The sequence below is a fragment of the Chitinophaga ginsengisegetis genome (genome assembly GCF_900168065.1).
Lineage (GTDB): Bacteria > Bacteroidota > Bacteroidia > Chitinophagales > Chitinophagaceae > Chitinophaga > Chitinophaga ginsengisegetis.
This window is the reverse complement of record NZ_FUZZ01000002.1, coordinates 946,598-966,938: the sequence shown is the minus strand read 5'-3', so window position 1 is coordinate 966,938 and position 20,341 is coordinate 946,598. Positions and strand designations below refer to the sequence as shown.

The 20,341-nt window shown below is 43.9% G+C and carries 18 protein-coding genes; 12 read left to right on the top strand and 6 right to left on the bottom strand.

Annotated elements, in window-relative coordinates; all coding sequences use genetic code 11:
• Window positions 1-2 precede the first annotated feature (2 nt).
• The 4 genes from B5Z18_RS17765 to B5Z18_RS17750 form a co-directional block, all read right to left on the bottom strand.
• A complete protein-coding gene (locus B5Z18_RS17765) occupies window positions 3-674 on the bottom strand; it encodes a response regulator transcription factor (protein WP_079470816.1) in 672 nt (223 codons plus the stop codon).
• 4 nt (window positions 675-678) lie between these two features.
• On the bottom strand, window positions 679-1,539 hold the full coding sequence (locus B5Z18_RS17760; RefSeq protein WP_079470815.1) for a hypothetical protein: 861 nt from the start codon (window positions 1,537-1,539) through the stop codon (window positions 679-681).
• Between the two features lie 19 nt (window positions 1,540-1,558).
• Window positions 1,559-1,846 carry a hypothetical protein gene (locus tag B5Z18_RS17755; RefSeq protein WP_079470814.1) on the bottom strand — a complete coding sequence of 96 codons (288 nt, stop codon included), beginning with the start codon at window positions 1,844-1,846 and terminating at the stop codon, window positions 1,559-1,561.
• 62 nt (window positions 1,847-1,908) lie between these two features.
• A complete protein-coding gene (locus tag B5Z18_RS17750) occupies window positions 1,909-2,358 on the bottom strand; it encodes a hypothetical protein (protein WP_079470813.1) in 450 nt (149 codons plus the stop codon).
• 202 nt (window positions 2,359-2,560) lie between these two features.
• Here B5Z18_RS17750 and B5Z18_RS17745 point away from each other — a divergent pair, with 202 nt between their 5' ends.
• Entirely contained in the window at window positions 2,561-3,325 is a 765-nt protein-coding gene (locus tag B5Z18_RS17745; protein ID WP_079470812.1) for an SDR family NAD(P)-dependent oxidoreductase, read from the top strand.
• Window positions 3,326-3,389: 64 nt separating this feature from the next.
• A complete protein-coding gene (locus B5Z18_RS17740; protein ID WP_079470811.1) occupies window positions 3,390-4,298 on the top strand; it encodes a helix-turn-helix domain-containing protein in 909 nt (302 codons plus the stop codon).
• Window positions 4,299-4,309: 11 nt separating this feature from the next.
• Here B5Z18_RS17740 and B5Z18_RS17735 read toward each other — a convergent pair whose 3' ends face one another.
• On the bottom strand, window positions 4,310-5,017 hold the full coding sequence (locus B5Z18_RS17735) for a VOC family protein (RefSeq protein WP_079470810.1): 708 nt from the start codon (window positions 5,015-5,017) through the stop codon (window positions 4,310-4,312).
• A 435-nt stretch (window positions 5,018-5,452) separates the two neighbouring features.
• Between B5Z18_RS17735 and B5Z18_RS32320 the strand changes: the two genes are divergently transcribed.
• Window positions 5,453-6,034 carry a hypothetical protein gene (locus B5Z18_RS32320; protein WP_143313629.1) on the top strand — a complete coding sequence of 194 codons (582 nt, stop codon included), beginning with the start codon at window positions 5,453-5,455 and terminating at the stop codon, window positions 6,032-6,034.
• Window positions 6,035-6,130: 96 nt separating this feature from the next.
• Here the strand turns inward: B5Z18_RS32320 and B5Z18_RS17725 are convergent, their stop codons facing one another.
• Window positions 6,131-7,252: a glycoside hydrolase family 43 protein gene (locus B5Z18_RS17725; RefSeq protein WP_079470808.1), complete on the bottom strand. Its 1,122-nt coding sequence runs from the start codon at window positions 7,250-7,252 to the stop codon at window positions 6,131-6,133.
• A 366-nt stretch (window positions 7,253-7,618) separates the two neighbouring features.
• Here B5Z18_RS17725 and B5Z18_RS17720 point away from each other — a divergent pair, with 366 nt between their 5' ends.
• The 9 genes from B5Z18_RS17720 to B5Z18_RS17680 all read left to right on the top strand — a co-directional run bounded on the left by B5Z18_RS17720 (window position 7,619) and on the right by B5Z18_RS17680 (window position 20,271).
• Window positions 7,619-8,218: an RNA polymerase sigma factor gene (locus B5Z18_RS17720; RefSeq protein ID WP_079470807.1), complete on the top strand. Its 600-nt coding sequence runs from the start codon at window positions 7,619-7,621 to the stop codon at window positions 8,216-8,218.
• 89 nt (window positions 8,219-8,307) lie between these two features.
• Complete coding sequence (locus B5Z18_RS17715) at window positions 8,308-9,507, top strand: FecR family protein (RefSeq protein ID WP_143313628.1); 1,200 nt, start codon at window positions 8,308-8,310, stop codon at window positions 9,505-9,507.
• A gap of 263 nt (window positions 9,508-9,770) precedes the next feature.
• Entirely contained in the window at window positions 9,771-13,328 is a 3,558-nt protein-coding gene (locus tag B5Z18_RS17710) for a SusC/RagA family TonB-linked outer membrane protein (protein WP_159454345.1), read from the top strand.
• 15 nt (window positions 13,329-13,343) lie between these two features.
• Entirely contained in the window at window positions 13,344-14,801 is a 1,458-nt protein-coding gene (locus B5Z18_RS17705) for a RagB/SusD family nutrient uptake outer membrane protein (protein WP_079470804.1), read from the top strand.
• Between the two features lie 108 nt (window positions 14,802-14,909).
• On the top strand, window positions 14,910-16,196 hold the full coding sequence (locus B5Z18_RS17700; protein WP_159454343.1) for a TlpA family protein disulfide reductase: 1,287 nt from the start codon (window positions 14,910-14,912) through the stop codon (window positions 16,194-16,196).
• A gap of 72 nt (window positions 16,197-16,268) precedes the next feature.
• Window positions 16,269-17,186: a TlpA family protein disulfide reductase gene (locus B5Z18_RS17695; RefSeq protein ID WP_143313627.1), complete on the top strand. Its 918-nt coding sequence runs from the start codon at window positions 16,269-16,271 to the stop codon at window positions 17,184-17,186.
• A gap of 93 nt (window positions 17,187-17,279) precedes the next feature.
• Window positions 17,280-18,428 (top strand): redoxin domain-containing protein, encoded by a 1,149-nt coding sequence (locus B5Z18_RS17690; protein ID WP_159454342.1) that lies wholly within the window; start codon window positions 17,280-17,282, stop codon window positions 18,426-18,428.
• A 231-nt stretch (window positions 18,429-18,659) separates the two neighbouring features.
• The gene (locus tag B5Z18_RS17685) at window positions 18,660-19,238 is read left to right on the top strand and encodes an RNA polymerase sigma factor (RefSeq protein ID WP_079470800.1); all 579 of its coding nucleotides are present in this window, start codon (window positions 18,660-18,662) and stop codon (window positions 19,236-19,238) included.
• Window positions 19,239-19,323: 85 nt separating this feature from the next.
• Window positions 19,324-20,271, top strand: a complete 948-nt coding sequence (locus B5Z18_RS17680) for a FecR family protein (RefSeq protein WP_079470799.1) — start codon at window positions 19,324-19,326, stop codon at window positions 20,269-20,271.
• Window positions 20,272-20,341 lie beyond the last annotated feature (70 nt).

The window sequence follows — 20,341 nt, the reverse complement described above, 5'->3', positions numbered from 1 at the left end:
GCTCAGAGCTTTATTTTATAACCCACATGCCGGAGGGTTTGCAACCATTCCACGGAGGCGAAGGCCGATAGTTTTTTCCGGATATTTTTAATATGCACATCAATATAATTGGAATCATAATCATCATCCGAAAAATTCCCCCATATATGTTCACTCAGCTGCATCCTGGTGAGCGGCCTGTTCTTATGCAGCAACATGTAGCTGAGCAGGTCAAATTCCCTTCTCGACAAAGAGATTTCCTGGTTTTCAAAAAACACGCTTCTCTGATGCAGGTCTATGTCAAAATCTCCCAATGCTATCTTACTGTCTGTTAGTCCAAACTTTCTCCGGGAAATTGCCTGCATTCTTGCCAGCAATTCCGGCAGGGAAAAGGGTTTTGGAAGATAGTCATCAGCCCCCATCTGTAGACCCCTGATGCGGTCTTCCAGCTGTCCGCGTGCGGTGAGAATAATGTAAGAAGCTTCCGGGCAGTTTTTCCTTGCCTCCTGCAATAGTAACAGGCCGTCTTTATCCGGCAGACCCAGGTCCAATAGAATAAAATCATATTGATTTTCGTCCATTTTTTCCAGTCCCTGCCTGGCTGTATAAGCCAAGTCGCAGCAATATGCTTTTTCGAGATAGGCAAGCATTTCCGCTGCCATCGCCTTTTCATCTTCTATGATCAGTACTTTCATCCTGTTAAAACTGGTAATAGAAACTGCAATTAAAAAATGAGTTGGCATCTCCGGCGCCGCTCAGCGCTTTATCGCTTAATACAGACAGCTGGTAAGCCAGTTCTACCATGTAGTGCGCCCTGTTGTAAGCCAGCGGCACTTTAAAACTGTAAGACAGCAGATCAAACTGTGTGGCTTCTTTTGTAACTGTTTCCGATGTGCCAGGAATACCTGATAAAATAGGTAATGGCAGGCCCAGTAGCTTTTTCTCCTGTACGTAAGTCTGGTAAAAATGCTGGGTGCCGCCTACTGCTTCTACTGAAGGCGTTAAAGTGATCAGGTCTTTTCCTTTGAAAATGCTGCCCAGTTGAATTGCTTTTTCGGTGCTCAGCGTTACAAATACATCCTGTTGTTTTCCAAAGGCATAATCTACGTTTACGCCGGTGGTCATCCAGTAGTGGTACTTCAGGCTGGCGGCGGCATTATCTGTGTTGGCAGCCTGCAGGAAGGGGGAGTTGGAAGGAAAAAAAGTATGGCTGTAGCTAAGGTCCGCGGCCAGTTTTTTCCCTATTTTGAATGCAATGCCTGCTCCGGCGCTGGTGGCCGAAACGGCTGCTCCCGAATCGTTTAGTAAGCGGTATCCCACTCCCGAAAAATAGATCCCCGAACGGAACTGTAATGTGGCGCTGGCTGCCAGGTAAGGCATAGGCGCTGCGGCAGTCTGACCATAGTAATTGGCATTATTGGAATATAATGCGCCCAGTGTCAGTGTAACTTTTTTGTTGTCGGTTTGTGTGCTGTCTGCCTGTGTGCGGGCCGTATCTGTTTGCGCCTGCGCACTGCTATAGCATAGCCAGAAAACTGGCAAAATCAATGCATATCTCATGTCATCATCTTTAACCCGGTCATAATATTTTTCCCGGAACGATCTTAGGCTTAATGATCCTGATGGGCTTTATGGGCAATGGAGAAGGAACAGCCATCGGTTTGATCAGGCGCCTCGATTTTGGTACTTCCTTTATCTCTGGTAAACGCTCCTGCAATGTTGCCACAGGTTTTTCAACCGGTTTGCCGGGTGCAGTCTGTACAGGCTGCAATGTATCGGCAACAGGTGTGTATCCGTAACAGGTGCGCGGTTTTAACAGCAACAGTGCCGGAACAATAATGAGCGTAGATAAAAGGAATTTGATCATTGCTATAAAAATAACAGATTTTTGCCGCTATTCTCCGGCAAAAATCTGTTTTTCTGTTGAAATTACAGGATACCAGATAGCACTCCCCCTGCAATATGTGTATTAATACGGATTGGTGCGGCCTGTATTTTCATGGCCTGATTCAAAGTAGCGTTGATCTGCGTGGCCGCTTTAACGTTGCTGGTAGCCGTATTTTTCAGCTCACTTCCTGTGGTGGCAGCGGTTTGTAACGTACTGTTTACCGTATTTTGAGCGCTTGTACTGCTGCTGGCAGCGGTGGCCGCAACCGTGTTTAATTGACTGCCGGCCGTTTGGGTGGCTTGTTCTGCGCCGTTGGATTGTACATGAACGGTAGCCGTGTTACTGGCACTTACACCGGTGTTTCCCGTAGCTGCATTGGCATTGGTTTGACTGCCCGCGCTTACTTTTCCTTCGGTTTTTACAGATGTTTGCTGGGCAAAGGCAGCGCCTGAGAATAAAAGTGCGATAGCCATTAATCCTTTTGCTTTCATGATCCTGGTTTTTAGGTTGTTCAATATTGTATGTCGGAACAAAACTAATACCGCAAGATGAAGCGAAAATGAAGAACGCATGAATAGGATGAGTTTGACTAAAAAAGAGCATATTATTTGAATTTCGCAAATAACGGATTGATATCTCCAAACAACGGACCTTACATCCGGGCTAACTTTGCTTCATCAAAAATTGTAAAAGATGGAGAACAAAAATAAAATAGCCCTGGTAACCGGCGGCAGCCGCGGTTTGGGCAGGGATATGGCACTCAGGCTTGCTGAAAAAGGGATTCATGTAATACTTACCTATCATAGCCGGGAAAAAGAGACGCTTGAGGTAGTAGCGCAGATTGAACAGGCCGGCCAAAAAGCTGCTGCCCTGCAATTAGATGCAGGTAATGTTAAAAGTTTTGATACTTTTTTTAATCAGCTGAAAGAAGTGTTGAAAAACACGTTCAACACCAACCGCTTCGACTTCCTGATCAACAACGCAGGCATCGGACGCAATGCGCCAATCGGAGAAGTGAGTGAGGAAATGTTTGATGAACTTATGAATGTACATTTCAAAGGAGTTTACTTTTTAACGCAAAAGTCATTGGATTTGCTGAATGACGGGGGCGGTATCATCAATGTATCTTCCGGTCTTGCCCGCATGAGCATCCCCCGGTATTCGGCCTATGGTGCTATGAAGGGCGCAGTGGAGGTATTTACCAGGTACCTGGCCGCAGAGTTGGGTCCGAGGGGGATAAAAGCCAATGCCATCGCTCCTGGAGCCATTGCCACGGACTTCTCCGGCGGGCACGTCAGGGACAATGAGCAGGTGAATAAACAAATAAGTGGTATGACGGCACTGGGGCGTGCAGGTTTACCGGAAGATATAGGCGGCGTTGTTGCCTTCTTATGTACGGAAGATGCCAGGTGGATTACCGCTCAACGTATTGAGATATCGGGAGGAATGAATCTTTAATATCATAAATAAAAGCAGGCCTATCAGCCTGCTTTTTCGTTAAATTTGAGTCTTATAAAATGATATGGTCAACAAACAAACCATAGAAGATTTTTATCAGAAAGCTACCGCAACACTGCCGGAAGGCATCACCCGGGAGATCGGCCATTTCAATATTTTTGAAACGGAGAAATTGTTTGATAAAAAGAACGGCACGCGCTTTATGCCCTATAGCAGGCGTGCGTATTACAAAATCAGTTTGATAAAAGGACATAACCGGGCTGAATATGCTGATAAAGTAATTGAGATTAAAGAAAGCGCCCTGCTTTTTGCCACCCCTAAGATCCCTTATCACTGGCTGCCCCAGGATGATAACCAGTCGGGCATGTTTTGTATTTTTACAGAAGATTTCCTGTCTAAAAACAAAGTCGGAATTACATTGGATGACTTACCCATATTCCAACCAGGAGTATTACCCATATTCCAGCTTTCAAAAGAGGAAACAAATGAATTGGAATACATTTTCCGGAAGATGTACAAAGAAATGGGTACGGATTATATTTATAAGTACGACCTGCTCCGCAATCTTGTACTGGAAGTAATCCACTACGGACAAAAGTTGCAGCCGCTATCGGCGCTTAATGCCACTAAAAATGCAGCAGACAGGATATCTTCTTTATTTATAGAACTGCTGGAAAGGCAATTCCCTATTGAGTCTACACAACAAAGACTGGGACTCCGCACTGCTAAAGATTATGCAGACAGGTTAGCAGTACATGTTAATCATCTCAATAAAGTATTAAAGGAAATTACTGGTCGCACTACCACCGACATTATCAGTAAAAGGATCATACAGGAAGCAAAGATTTTACTAAAGCAAACAGATTGGAATATTTCTGAAATATCCTACACATTAGGCTTTGATGACCTGGCACATTTCTCCAACTTTTTTAAGAAGCAGACTTCTATGGCGCCGATGGCGTTTCGTGAATAAAACTACGTATATCAGGAAACATCTACTGAATGCTTTCGCCTTAAATCGTTCAACTCTTCTTTTGAAAGAGATAATGTCTCCAGCTGCGATCTGCACGCCGCTGCACGATCCGGCTCATTCAGCGATTCGGCCAGTTCAATGCGGATCATCAGTGCTTCCGCAATATCAGTATTTGACTCATTACCAGGCCGGGCTAAGGCAACATCCAATGTTTTCGCAGCAGCCATATCATCATTTTTGTAATCCCGGAACCGGGCGGCAACCGCTATAGATTTTTGCAATGGACTTTGGTTTTTGTTATCCGCATGCTGCCACACTTCTTCATCCTTCTCCCCAAAACTAACAAAGATGATGGAGTTACCGGAAACATCAGTTAACGTAAACCGCGTTGCATCCGGTTTCATTCTCGAAATTCTCGGAATGCCGGTATTAGGCACTCTTCCCAGTGATGCTTTTAGTTTTCCGGTAAACTCTAAGTATACAGCCCTGGCATCGGTCACTGTTACAAGACACCCACTATAAGCGGCTCCCGTGCCTTTAACACGGGCGAAATGTAATTCATATCCACCCCGTTCAAGGATGCCATACTGGTAAGGGCGGGTTAGTTTATAGGTAATGCGGTAGCCCAGTATTTCCCAAAATGCCAGGGTTTCTTCAATGGAAGTACAGGAGAGTATAGGCGTTGTGATCCATTCTTTTTTAGTTTGTTGATTGTCCATAAGGGCTGTTGTTTTTTCCGGTAAATCTAAATGCTTTCTTAAAGCATCTTTCTTTATATACTTTTTTGTATATAACCAGCCCGTCTTTTTTGTTACCGGATTCTGTACAAAAACGGTAAATTGTATTACGAAAGGAAACGTATTATCAGAGACATGAGTAAAGGGAAAAATAAAGAGTTTGTTAACCCAACCGGCGCAGGCCCGGTCAGCAGTATAGTTCTTGCAATTGTGAGAATAGTATTGGGCATTAATTTACTGTATACAGATCCTTTGTCATCCAGGTTCAGATATCTCTTTATCATTCTATTCCTTATTTCAGTTGCAAGACACCTGCTTTATTACTTCAGTAAACCGAAGCCGGATAATATATATAATTTCCTGCTCGACCTGGTTACGCCATGCCTCTATGGATTCATATTGTTTCATGTTTTATCCGTGTATCAGTCAGAATTTTTGTCGCTTTCTGTCAGTATTTTTCTACCTGCTATCATTTATTGTTTTTTATTTGGAGGAGCTCCCGTTCCGGTAATGAGTAAAGGAATTTTTTGGGGTGGGTTGCTTTCTTATGTATTGACTTTCCTTCTCGCGGTAAATTATGCGTTCGACACTTCCAATCCTTCAGTTGAGAAATATTTTTTAGCAAACAAGTACTATACAACCGCACCATACGATCATGGAACGGCCGGAGGGAATGTTTATTATTTTGATCTTATCCACGCAGACAGCATTTCCAACCCCGCCCAATGGGTAGAAGTAAACCAGAAAACTTACGGTCAATACCGGAGTAGCCAGAAGTATAAAAGAATGAAAATTGAGGATGCAGAATTTATGATATTGGATAAGAAGGAAACGTCTTTCGCTAAACGACAGTATTATTTTTTATTGCAGGAAGTCAATGGTCCTTTTGAAGCTAAACATATGGAGGAGCCGGAATACGCAAAGTTTGAAGAAGGAGATACTTTTCATATTGAAAAGCATAAAGGGCTTTTGGGGGTGAGGTGGGTAACTTATTGGTGAATTTTTTTTAAGATAACTTTCAGTTAGATTGAAAGCCGCAGGTACTTTAAAGTATCTGCGGCTTTTAATGTGTAAGGAATGGGGTAAAGAATCACGCTACTTAACTCCACTGGGATACGCCTGTGGAGCTGTTGTTGGACCTTGCACCACTAATTTCCCATTTGATAATATATTCATCCGGTCTATGAAAACAACGCGCTTATCACCTGTTTCTGATGTGCGGCCGTGGTATACACAGAACATTTCTTTACCATCTGGTGAATACGTGATGCTATTATGACCAGTGCCTGTTACTACGCCGCCCTGCTCAGCGTTCTGTTGCAGCACGGGGTTGTTGGCTGCTTTTTTAAAAGGCCCCAATGGACTTTTAGAGGTAGCATACCCCACTGCATAATTTTTGCCGCCAAAGTAATTAGCAGAATACATCATGTAATAGGTATTTCCTTTTTTGAAGATGGAGGAGCCTTCTGTCCAGCGGCGATTCACTTCTTTCGATGTAACCGAGCGGCTTTCCCATTCAGCCTGTTTATCTTTCATGCTAACCGGCGGGCGCAATAGCAGTACCGGTTCACCGATTACGCCACTGAGATCTGGTTTTAATTCTACTCCATACACCCAGCTTTCTTCGATCTCATTGAACCAGCCTTTGTTTTTTGCCCAGGTAGCTATTTGACTCTGTACCGGATGTTTGTAGCAACAACGGGAATAATAGAGGTATACTTTCCCATTTGTTTCGAATAATACATTTGCATCGATGATAGGGTAGCCTGGGTCAAAAATGGGTTTGTTGTTTACATCGATAAATGGCCCGGTTGGTTTATCGGCTACTGCAACGCCAATGCGAAAGTTTTCAAGTTCCCTGGTTGGATTGTCCTTCCATTGAGCACTGTAAAACATGTAATATTTCCCATTTATAGCATATACTTCCGGCGCCCAATAAGCACCATCCCAGGCGGCTTTTGGATCGCTCCAGCCATTTTTGTTATCATGAAAATATACCTGGCCTTCATTTTTCCAATTAACCAGGTCGGTAGAAGAATAGGCCGCGAAGCCGTTCCTGGCGCCACCGGTTCCATACATATAATATTTGTCGCCTTTCACATGTAATACATAAGGATCACCCAAATCAACTTTCAGGGGATTGTTATACGTCAATTGCTGTGCGCTTAGGGATATAGCCGCTACTATTAAAAAGGAGATCAGCGTGATTTTTTTCATGCTTCAAGATATTAATTTTCTGTGATTGGACATAGGTAGTTTTGTTGATGTATTTTGGAAGCTTTTTTCGTAGCGAGATCGGGAGTTTGTTAGAACACCTTTATGATCTTGTCGTGCTTTACGAAGAAAGAAACAAACATATAGAAAATAGATTAATTCGTTGCATTGTTGCCCGTTGATACCATCTTGGATCCGGCAACCCAATTGGTAGCTGAATGAGAAGAGGCCCGGAAAGTCACTATCTTGTTTTAAGATCACAGATCTGATCTGCCGAAGAAAGATATTATGTTATGAGCCAAAGGCTAATACGAACTGTGTGAAATTTTTAATAACATTGTGGCTAATTCGGATCAATCAATTTATTAATTGTCAGGCATTAAACATAACAGTGACCGTCAACTGCTGCTGCAGATCTCTGAAGGGGATGAGCAGGCGTTTGCTATGCTTGTGAAAGCGTATTCCGGCCTTCTTTTTACATACCTGGTCAAAATTACCAAAGATCAGGATATAGCTTCCGATGTGGTACAGGAAATTTTCACCCAGCTATGGCTAACAAGGGAATCTCTGGGAGAAGTGGAAAGCTTTCGTTCCTGGTTATTCGTAATCTCGAGGCATCATGCAGTCAGGATGCTGAAGAACATCGACAGAGAGTACAAAAAACGGGAGGAGTGGCATCAGATTACACAAACTGCGGCCGACGGCCTGGAGGCACAGGACGAGGCCTCTTTAAAGGAAGCGTACGATATATTGGTGAAAAATGCGGTAGATCGGCTACCGCCGCAGCAAAAGAAGGTTTGGATGCTTGCCCGGTTAGAAGGGAAAAAATATGCCGAAATAGCCGAGGAAATGCAGATTAGCCGGGAAACTGTAAAAAAATACCTCCAGATTGCCTCTTCATCTATTGTTGACTACATCAGGAATAATGGCCTGCCAATCATAATTTCCTTCCTGATTATAAAATTGTAATTTTTTTTTCATTGGAATACCCCCTTTTTTACAAAAGCTTTCTCCTAAGATAAAGATGGATCATATCCGTTGAAATAAATTGATTGACTGTGAATAGCAGACTACAGTACCTATTGGAACGATGGTCAGATGACCGGTTTACCGAAGCAGAAAGACGGGAGCTTATTGATATGTTGCAATCGGCTTCTACTGAACAGGAAATTATTCCTGCACTGGAAGACATGTGGGAAAAAATACAGGATGAAGGTCTCTTTAGTGAAGCTCAGCAGCAAACGATGATCAAAAATATCCTGGATCGTTATCCCGGCAGGGAGTTCCCTGTTGATAAGGAAACAGGGAAGGGTATGCATGTTGCTCACAGGAATTCGTTCATACGGAAATGGAGTTGGGCTGTAGCATCTTCTGTGGCATTGATAATTGGTGTTGGTACTTATTATTTATATCACAAAGCGGAAACGCCAATTGGTGTTGTGCAGTCGATAACAAATGGACAACAGGGGGAAAGCAGCGTTTTACTTACCTTATCAGACGGATCACAGGTACTTTTGGATACTGTTAAAAATGGCCGGATAACATTACAGGGAGGAACAGTTGCCAAAGTTACCAATGGGGTATTTGAGTACGAAAGAACAGGTTCGGAAGTTCAGTATAATACAGTATCTACCCCGAAGGGAAAGCAGTTCCAGCTTAGGTTATCAGATGGAACCAGCGTGTGGCTGAACGCGGAAAGTTCCATTAAATACCCGGTAGTATTTACGGGTAAGGAAAGACTTATTAGTGTTACAGGAGAAGTGTACATGGAAGTAGCTCAAAACCCTTCCATTCCTTTCAGGGTAGCGGTTAGCGGCGGGACTTCTGTTGAAGTACTCGGAACAAGTTTTAACGTGAATGCATATAAAAATGAGCAATCTGTTCGAACCACGCTGCTGGATGGAGCGATACGGGTTGCAATGAAAGGGGCAGCCTACAAACTGCTTAAGCCCGGACAACAGGCGCTCACAACCACCGTAAACAGGCCTGTCCAGGTTTTTGACGATGTAAATGCAGTGTCGGTTGTCGCCTGGAAAAATGGTGTCTTTGACTTTAATGATGTTCCGCTGGAGGAGGCTATGCGGCAACTTGCAAGGTGGTATGATATTGAAGTAATTTATCAGCAAACAATTCCGAAGATACAGCTGGGTGGTACTATTAAGAGAAGCCTTCCCTTTACCGATGTTCTGTATTTTCTGAGCAACGTGGGACTTCACTACAAACTGGAAGGAAACAGGACATTAATTATACTTCCCTGATGGCTGTTGACTAACCATTCAGCAAGTGTCATTGATAACAAAATAATGCGCTGAGCAGGCTGCTAGCTGAAAAAACAAAGATGCCGGGAATCTCTCCGGTAATGACTTGGTATGCCAATAAAGCATCTTGTTCAGGATCAATAGAAACCAACCAAAATTATTTAGAAAGTATGCGTTTTTATGCTTTAAACCAGCCGTGGAGGCTAGGATTAGCCTGGCGTGGCTTCTCCTGCCGTCTGGTATCAACCAAAATACAGTTCGCGATGAAACTAACATTTGTTTTATTAACTGTCGTCTTAGTTCAGGCACAGGCCATAGGATTGGCGCAATCTATCACTACCAAACTACACAAAGAGCCTTTGCGTAATGTGTTTAAAATTATTGAGAAACAGACGGGAGTAACTGTACTCTATAATGATGAACATATTAAGAATGCGCATCCTGTGACTATTGAGGCACAGCAGATGCCATTGAATGATTTCCTTACCGCCATTTTGAAGCCGGAGAAACTTGCTTTCGAGATAAGGCAGGGCAATGTGGTAGTGATGCGCAGAGATAGTGGCGCATCAGGGAAAAATGGAAGTTTATCTGCTGCCGCGGAGCCTAAAACAAAAGTCACGGGATCAATCACCGACTCTGATAAAAATCCTCTGCCCGGGGCTACTATCCGTATTAAAGGTAGCCAGGTAGTAGCTGTGAGCGATGAAAAGGGGATGTTTCATATAGAAGCGGAAAAAGGTGCAGTGCTGATAATAACCTTCATAGGATTCAATGAAAAAGAGGTGAAGGTGACCGATGCAGAAATGATTTCGGTTATTCTGGTGCCTTCGGAACAAAAGCTGGGATCTATTGAAATTGTTTCTACGGGTTATCAGAATATTACCAGGGAACGAAATACGGGGGCAGTAGCAAAAGTGGACATGGGCACTGTTGCCAGCAGATCCAGCAGCACCAATATTCTCCAAAGACTGGATGGGCTTGTACCCGGCCTGGTGGTAAACAATGCACCGGGTGGAGAGCCGTTACTGGTTCGGGGTTTGACTTCCCTAAACTCTACCAGGTCGCCACTGATCGTGGTAGATGGCGTGGAATTACCGGGTGATAATACCAATGATGCATCCCGTAATAATATTATGAACACCTCTAACCCCATCGCCAACATCAATCCGCAGGATATTGAGGATATAACTGTTCTGAAAGATGCCTCCGCAGCTTCTATCTGGGGCGCAAAAGCGGCGAACGGGGTAATTGTTATTACTACTAAAAAGGGTAAAACAGGACAAAAATTACGGGTTGATTACGACGGTTATTATAATTTCCAGGGTAAACCGGATCTGTCCTATATCCCGAAAATGAACAGCAGGGATTTTATTGCTACTGCAAAAGAACTCTTTCCTCAATTTGCACCTTATTATAGCTGGAATACAGCACAGGTCTTTGCTCCGGTTCCTCCGCACCTGCAAATTCAATATGATGAGTATCGGGGGCTAATCACCGGTGCGCAGGCGAATAAGGCGCTGGATAGTTTGGCTGCCATCGATAACAGAAGTGAAATTTCCAGTATTTTTTACAGAAATGCAGCCTCAACTAATCATACAGTCTCGCTTTCAGGGGGCGGTGACATTTACAGTTTTTATGGATCGCTGAGCTATACCGGTATTCAAAGCAGCACGCCAGGTGAACGGAACAATTCGTATAAGTTGAATGTCAGACAGGATTTCAATTTCAATAAAAAATTGCAGTTCTCGGTGATCACTGATCTTACCAATACAGTAGCAAGTACTTCAAACCTGGGTATAGGAGTGCTGGCCCCGGATGTTTCCATCGTACCTTATCAGCGGTTCCGCGATAATGCAGGAAATCCGCTGGCAGTGAATTTCCTGGGAAATTACACCGATTCTCTCAGGCTTGATTATGCTGCCAGGAGCCGGGTTAACCTGGACTACGTTCCGCTTGATGAGTTTAACAGGGGATATTCAAAAAGTAGCAGTATATCCGGAAGAGTGGTGGGAAGCGCGAAAGTACAATTGCTGAAAGGACTTCGCTTTGAGGGTACTTATGGCTACCAGACATTTGCAAGAAACAACCGGACAGTTCAGTACCAGGAGAGTTACGCGGTAAGGGACCAGCTGGTAGGTTTTACACAGGCGCCAACTGTAAACAGCACGCCCAGGTATTGGTTGCCAAAGGATGGAGGGATGCTCAATGTAAATAATGCGTCTCAGAAAAACTGGACGGTAAGAAATCAGCTGATATTTGATCGGAACTGGGATCCGCACCAGCTGACTGTAATGGCAGGACAGGAAGCTACAAGTTCCACACCATTGACATCATCCGCTACCTACTATGGCTGGGATGATCAGTTGCAGGTTTCCCGTCCGGTAAATATTGATACACTCATGAAAGGGATTACAGGAACGGTATCCGGCCAGCTGGGACGAGTGTTGCCATCAAATAATGTGGGTGGAGGAGAAGGGGCTATCGCAAGAACCACCTCTTACTATTCCACATTGGGATACATGTATCAATGGAAGTATGCGCTGAATGCGAGCTGGAGGATTGATGAGAGCAATTTATTTGGCCTTGCCAAATCTGCTCAAAACAGGCCCGTTTATAGCATAGGTGGTAAATGGTTGCTGAACAGGGAAGACTTCATGAAATCATTTACATGGCTGGACCGGCTCCACCTGAGATTCACCTATGGCATAACAGGTAATGCACCCAAGCCTGCCCAGGCAGCATCATTCGATATCCTGCAATCCTCATCGAACGTAAACTATGTAACAGGAGTTGGTTTGGTTATCGGAACTCCCGGCAACGACAAGCTTACCTGGGAGGGAACCACTGTCTATAACGCAGGACTGGATTTTACAGTGCTGGGTGGCAGATTGGGCGGTTCTATAGACGGATATATAAAAAAGACCAGTAATCTGATCGGCTCATTGATGACGGCGCCGTTGACCGGATATGCAACTGTTATCGGTAATTACGGGGACCTTGAAAATAAAGGATTTGAGTTTAGTTTGACTTCACTTAATGTCATTTCCCGGGATTTTAACTGGAATACTGTCTTAAACCTAGCGTACAACAAAAATAAGATAACAAGGATGGCAACGGCAACCGCCATCACAACCGGTACAGGAATGATCGGAACATCCTTTGCGGAAGGCAAACCCGCATATGCTGTATTCGAATTCATCAACGGCGGACTTAACGCCGTGGGAGATCCACAGATCATCCAGGCCGACGGAAAAATACTGTCTGATAAAAATGGCTCCAAGCCAGAAGACGTTCATTTGGCGGGAACTTCTCAACCTATCGCAACAGGTGGATTATTCAATACATTTTATTACAGGCGGTTTCAACTGGGAATTAATATCAGCTTTAACTTAGGACATGTATTGTTCCGGGATTTTAATAATTTTTGGCAGGAGCCCCTTTATCAGAACACGCTTCAACCCGAATTTGCTAATCGCTGGAAGACGCCGGGAGATGAAAATAAAACCAATATCCCCAGGTATGCCTATAACACTACCATCGACAACGGCAGAAATATCTATTACTACACCTACTCCAACCTGAATTCATTTGATGCGTCTTATGCAAAGATCAGGGAGATCACGCTTTCCTATGATGTAGGTAAAACATTGGTTCGGAGACTACATGCTGAAGGATTGACTTTTAGGGCACAGGTATCTAATCTCATGCTCTGGAAGAAGAACAACCTCGGGATCGATCCGGAGTTTCAATCGCCTGCAGGTGTCAGAAATATCCGTATAGGGCAAGGTACATTCACAGTTGGCGCACACATTACTCTTTAATTAAACCTGCTTAAGATGATGAAATCCATTCATAGGGTATTATTACCCATTCTGTTTATATCGTTGATGTTTCAGACTTCATGCTCCAAAGACTTTTTGGAAATTGAGCCTAAAGGCTCCCGTGTGGCAAAAACGACGCTGGACTACGAGCAATTAATGAACGCAGTGAGCCTACAGGTTTCCTATCCTCCCTCTTTGTATATGGGTGATGAGATGGCAGCCCAGGCAACCTATATGGATGCGGCCCAGATCAGAACACAAAGGCTGTTCAGGTTTGAAGCAAGGATATACGATGAAGATCAGCTTCCCAATGAAACATGGCCACTAACCAACATTTATACCTTTAATAAGGTCATAAACGAAGTAATGCAATCAGAGGGAGGAACCGATCAGCAAAAACGTGCCATCCTCGCGGAGGCCAAAGTCGGACGGGCACTTTGCCATCTTTATTTTCTGAATGATTTTTCGTTGCCCTATAATGCTGCTACTGCTGCTACGGATTTGGGGGTGCCGCTGCTTACAAAGGCAGATGTGACGCAAACAACATTTGTACGGGCCTCTGTACAGGAATGTTATGATTTTATCATAAAGGATTTAACAGATGCCTTGCCAGACCTTGGCCCATTAACACACAGGCGGAAATTTTCCAGGCTGGCGGCAGAATTTATATTGGGCCGTGTTTATCTGTATATGGCAAAGTTCAATGAGGCCAGCACACATGTGGATGCTGCATTCGCGGAGCTTGGCAAAGCCGCAATGCCTCTCGCGTTATACGATTATAACATAGTGCTTGATCCTGATAGCGATAATTCATGGTTTCCTGACTTCGGTTTCGGACTTTCAAATTATCCGTTGGCTGCCAACAATGTGCAAGTGATATACAATCTCAGTATGGTTAATTTTCAGCTGCAACAAGCCAATACCTATGTGTTTTCTCCGGAAACGGCTGCCTTGTATGATCCGGCAGATAAACGCCTGGAACTGTTCTCAGGAATTGAAATGTTCAATCCCGACAAAACCTTTCCGGGAGGAATGAGGCGCTACTCCGCATCACTTTTTTCCGGGTTGGAAATCGGCCCCTCATTGCCTGACCTCTACCTGATGCGCTCAGAGCTTAAAGCAAGGGCAGGTGACCTTGCAGGGGCAAAGAGCGATCTCGAAATACTGCGGTCCAAAAGAATGCCCGCCAATATCGCAACTGTACCTGCAAGTATAGCGGAAAGCAAAGAGGCATTGGTTCGCTATATCCTTGATGAACGTATTCGTGAATTCGCCACCTCCGGCATGCGCTGGTGGGATATGCGCCGGCTTTCAGTTGACCCGGTGTATAGCAATACGGTTAAGTACACACATAAACTCTATGATGACGCCGGCAACGTAGTGGCAACCTATACGCTCAGCCCCGCGAGATTTGCCCTGAAGTTCGGGGAAAGGATGCTGGCCGCGAACAAGGGATTAGTGGAAAATGAATAGAACTGGTAAGTTAATGGCAGCATGCAGTTGTACCACATTTACCTGGCAGGAAATTTCAATGCTAATAATTCAAATTTTTTAATACCATTTAATCTGAATCTGATGAAAATGAAAATGTTAATCTTGTTGTTGCTGATTTCGGGGTCCGTCTTCGCGCAGCAATCGACATCCGCGAAGTATAACTTTAAGGATTTTACTTCAATAGTAAACGTGGAAGATCAGGAGAAGCAATACAATGAAATGTTGAAAGCAAATCCAATAGACCCTGCCAAACCATCCATGTATGAGGAATACCGCGCGCAGCTGGCTATGGGATGGCTTACCAAAGGAAACTTTGAACGTTATTGGTATTATAAAAACACCAGGCCGAAATTCAACGTACTTCAATTCCTGTATCTGACTTATGCACTGGACAACCTCTTTGATGCAAATACCAATCCGGGAGAAGTGGAAAAGGTGTCAGCCGGGATATTGGAAGATCTGGGCACAGGAGCTCTGAAAGATGGAATTGGCAGAACTCAGACCGTTTTGGAGATAAATGCTGCAACTAATGCCCAACTGGGAAACACAGATACGGCATTACAGTTATTGGCGAAATCTTCGGAAGTAAAAGACGGTATGCGCGAAATGCGCTATTTCAAAGATGCAAAATCCAATTACCTGAACCGGTATGGAGTAGTGATGTTTGCTGCCGGTAAGTATCAGGCGGCATTCGATACCTTAAGTAAAGCATTCAGGGAGGCGGAGTCAAACCCGGTTATGGTTAATACATTCAGGTTGGTATATAAAAAGGTAAAGGGTACCGAAAATGGATTTGAGGCATATCTTAAATCCCTGAAGGATGAAGCATACCATCACTGTTATAAGGAAGTGGAAAAGTTGTACATAGCATCACCGAAAACAACGCTCGACGGTGCAGTACCAGGCGCGGGAGGGGATGGTAAAATGTTTACGCTTTTTCACGCCACGAAACCTGTAAAAGAGGTATCGCTGCCGGACCTGGAAGGGAATATCGTTCATCTGAAGGATTATAAGAACAAGGTGCTGGCCCTGGATTTCTGGTCCACAGGATGTACTCCGTGTGTAGCTGCTTTTAGCGGATTTGAGCGCGTGGTGGCAGACTATAAAAAAGATGTATTTCAAATGTTTGTGGTAAGCCTGTTTGAAGACAGGGCTACTGTGAAATCTTTCGTGAAGAAAAAAGGGATTACCCTCGATGTTTTACAGGATGAAGAAAACAAGTTCTTTGATGTCCAGGGAACACCCACTAAAATCATATTTGACCCATTGGGTAATATAAGATTCTTTAGTTCTGGTTACGCTGGTTCCACAGACAGGGAGTATTATAAACTGAAGTCTATGGTAGAGATCACAAAATCCAGATATAAAGGGTAATGCAATTTGCGCCTGTCAGATGATAATAATTGAATTTAAACGAATGTGGCTTTTGCCCTGCAAAAAGTATTTATGAGAAGAGTGATTTTTTTGATATTGACCAGTCTGGCAGCTTTGTCCGGCATTGCGCAGGATAACCACCCCGTTTCGTGGAAATTCCGCAGTGACTCAATAGCGCCACTCACTTTTAAGATTGCCTTCGTGGCGTCTATCAACGAACCGTTTCATATTTATCCACAGTCTTATGATGGTGGAATGGGAATGCCTACTACTATTACATGGGGAGAAAATCCGAATGTTCAGTTGATAGGAGAGATGGAGGAAAAAGGAGCAGCATCTTCTGCCGGGGAAACTGTGGCTTATTACGCGAAGGGTGTTACGTTTTCACAAACTATCAAACTCAGGGCAGATGAGAAGACAGTATTGCATTTCCGGATCAGGTACATGGCATGCAATAATCAAATGTGTCTTCCTCCTTCATCAAAGGAGTATACGCTGATTGTAAATGATGCTAACGGTATTACAGTTACTGCTGAAAATGAAAAAAATGTACAGGCGCCGGGTATGCAGGAAGCAGTACAGTATGAGGACTTTGCGCTGCCGGATGTAAAAGGAAAAAAAATCTCCACCAAAACAATCATCTCCGGGAACAAATATACATTTATTGATTTCTGGGCCAGTTGGTGTTCGCCATGCAGAATGCAGGCAAAAGCGCTTGTTCCGCTTTATGCCAGGTACAGGACCAAAGGGCTGGGTGTAATTGGCGTTTCTCTCGATACGGATGCTGCTGCCTGGAAAAAGGCAATAGAGAAGGATGGTTATACCTGGACAAACCTGGCAGACCTGAAAGGATTTGATTCTCCCGTTACTAAAAAATATCAGATTAAAGCTATTCCCAGGAATTTTCTGATCGATAACAAAGGTGTAATTGTTGCCAGGGATCTCCATGGAAAAGAGTTGGAAGCAAAGCTGATGGAACTGTTTAACTAAATGAAAGGCGTTCCCCCTTATGGCAACGTATTAATCTCCGGTGGCAATTCATACCGGAATTCGATTTCTGAATCCAAATTAATCCTATTTAAATTGAGAAAGTTAATTATAGCCGGTTTGTCAATAATGCAGTTGACAGCTTTCGCCCAGAGTAATAATAAATTTACTATCAATGGCAAATATGGTACAGGCAACGCCCCTGAAAAGGCATACCTGGAGTATACGATGAAAGGTAAGTCCATCATTGATTCCGTCGGGTTAAAGGATGGCGTTTTCAAATTTGCCGGTGCGGTGTCCACTTCGCCCGTATCCGCTACATTAACCTTTGATACGAAAGGTGTTGGGAGAACTAACAGCCTTGAACAGATAACCGTTTATCTTGAACCGGGTAACATCCATATTAAAACGAATGGAGCTACAGTAGAAGGAGTGCAGGTAACCGGAACGCCCAGGAATAATGATTATAATGATCTTAATAACCTGGTTGATGCCGGCTTTTCACAAATGACCGATGAAGACAGGCAATTCATGGAAGGGAAGTTGTCGCCACAGGACACGCCGGATTACGAGGCCAAAGTGGAAGGCTTTCGAAAGCGGTTTAGTGACATGACCAAAGATGCCTATATTAAGTTCATCAGGTCACATTCTGCATCAATGCTTAGCTTGGAATTGTTTCCCAAAATCGCTTATGAGCAACGCTATGACGTAGTGAAGCCCTTGTTCGACAGTTTATCCTTCAAAATTAAAAATAGTAAGGAAGGTAAAAAAGTAGCCGCTAACCTGGATAAAATGAGAGTAACTGCAATAGGGCAACCGGCGCCGGACTTTGAAGTACCCGATGCAGAAGGGAAGCTGGTTAAACTTTCGTCATTTCGTGGTAAGTATGTATTGGTCGACTTTTGGGCTTCCTGGTGCGGGCCGTGCAGGGCAGAGAATCCAAACCTGGTTAAAGTCTACAATAAATTCAAGGACCAGAACTTCACAATTGTCGGTATTTCTCTCGATAAGTCTGACAGCAAGGCGTTGTGGTTGGCGGCAGTTAAAAAAGACGGACTTCTGTGGCTTCAGCTTTCTGATCTGAAATTTTGGGATAGTACGGCTGCGAAATCATATGGTGTCCAGGCAATCCCTCAGAATTTTTTGATCGATCCTGATGGAATTATAGTTGGAAAAACATTGTCAGGAAAAGCGTTGGATGAAACATTAAGCGAAATATTTTATCCTGCGCACAAGGCTAACTGATGCCGGGGTGTAGTGTATTGCTGCGTTAAGCTGCATGACGGCATCGCCTTTGATTATCAGAAGAGAATAGAACATAACTAAAAAGGCTTCTATAAAATAATAATAAAATAATACCCGTGACTCATCCTTATCTACAGCCGGAAATCGCCGGGGTAAGGCCTTCTCCAATCCGCGCCGCTAATATTTTGGCAAAAAACTAACTATATCTTTGCGTCCGCAAGATAATTTGTAATGGATAAAAACACTTTAAATGATGCCGAATTATGGCAACAAGTAAAGCAGGGTGATACAGCATCGTTTTCGTGTTTATTTGAACGGTATTGGGAAGAAATGTTTTCGATGGCTTACCGAAGGCTGGCTGATGAAGCCACCTCCAAAGATTTCGTACAGAATATTTTTATTCATGCCTGGGAAAACCGGCAACAGATCATCGTGGAGGATAAATTAAGCCCTTATTTGTTTACTGCCCTGAAATACAGTGTGATCCGTCATATATACCGGGAAGCCAAACAAGGCACCACTGATTTACCCTTATCTGTTTATAGTCTGCCCGATGAAACCGACCTGAAAAAACAGGACCACTACGATTTTGACCGCCTGAGAGATAAAGTACAGGCGGAAATTGCCGCCATGCCTGATAAGATGAGAGGGGTTTTCATCCTCAGTTATGAAAAGGAATTATCCATCAGGGAGATAGCGATGCGGCTATCCATCTCAGAGCAAACAGTTAAAAACCAATTACAAAACGCCCGTAAACGACTCCGGCTGCGACTGCAAAGCCAGGCGATCTTCCTGCCTTTTATTCTTTAACCAAAGGAATTCACAATTCGGTAACATTGGAACTATAGTACCACCTGCCTGAATCAGTATGTATATAGCAGGAGGACTGTTATAAATGAAATTACACAAACGGTTAAACCTGCTGCAACGCTACTTATCAGGTAAAACCAATGAACAACAACACCAGGTAATTGATGAATGGTATCACGCCGTAGATGATTCCAAACCCATCGGCCTATGGAACCAGCAAGGGAGAAAAAGCGCCGTTAAAGGCAGCATTCAGCTGCAGATTCTCGACAGGATCAATAAGCCCAAAGTGGTGGCTATACGTAGCAGGACCGCGGCAGCAGCCTGTATCCTCGTATTGGTGGTCAGCGCTCTATGGCTTTACATGATCAACCATAATAAACAGCCTGCTATCTATTATACAGTAAGCGCTCCTTTCGGCGATATAAAACAAATCCAGCTACCGGATAACTCACGTGTATGGCTAAAGTCCGGGACCACACTGAAATACAGCTCTCTGTACGGGATGAAAGCCAGGTACCTCGAACTAATAGAAGGAGAAGCATTTTTTGAAGTACAGCATGACATTACCCGGCCATTCATCGTGAAAGCAGGGCAGCTGGAAACCAAAGTCTTAGGCACTGCATTTAATATTAAAGCATACAGCGATGGCCCATCTATTCAGGTGTGGGTACAGCAAGGCCGTGTCCAGGTGAGCGACAGCATCCAGGTACTAACTGAACTATCCAGGGGCAAAAGATTTCAATGGGACCGTAAGGATGGTCATTCCCATATCGATAGCCTCGACTGGAAACAGGTGCAGGCCTGGCAGCAAGGAGTACTGCTGTTAGAATCAACCACCTTTAATGAACTGGCCTTTGAGCTGAGGGAAGTATATGGGGTGACGTTAGTAACCAACAACGCTGGTATCCGCAGGCTGCATTACGATGCTAAATTCTTCATACATAAAACTTCTGTAAACGACATTATAGCCACCCTGGCGGAAGTACACGATATACGATATAAAATACAAGGAAAAACTATCACACTGTATTAAAAGCAAAATCCCGCTGGTAACGGGATTTGCCAAAGTTTCCGGTAATGCCATTTTTGACGAAAGCAACATT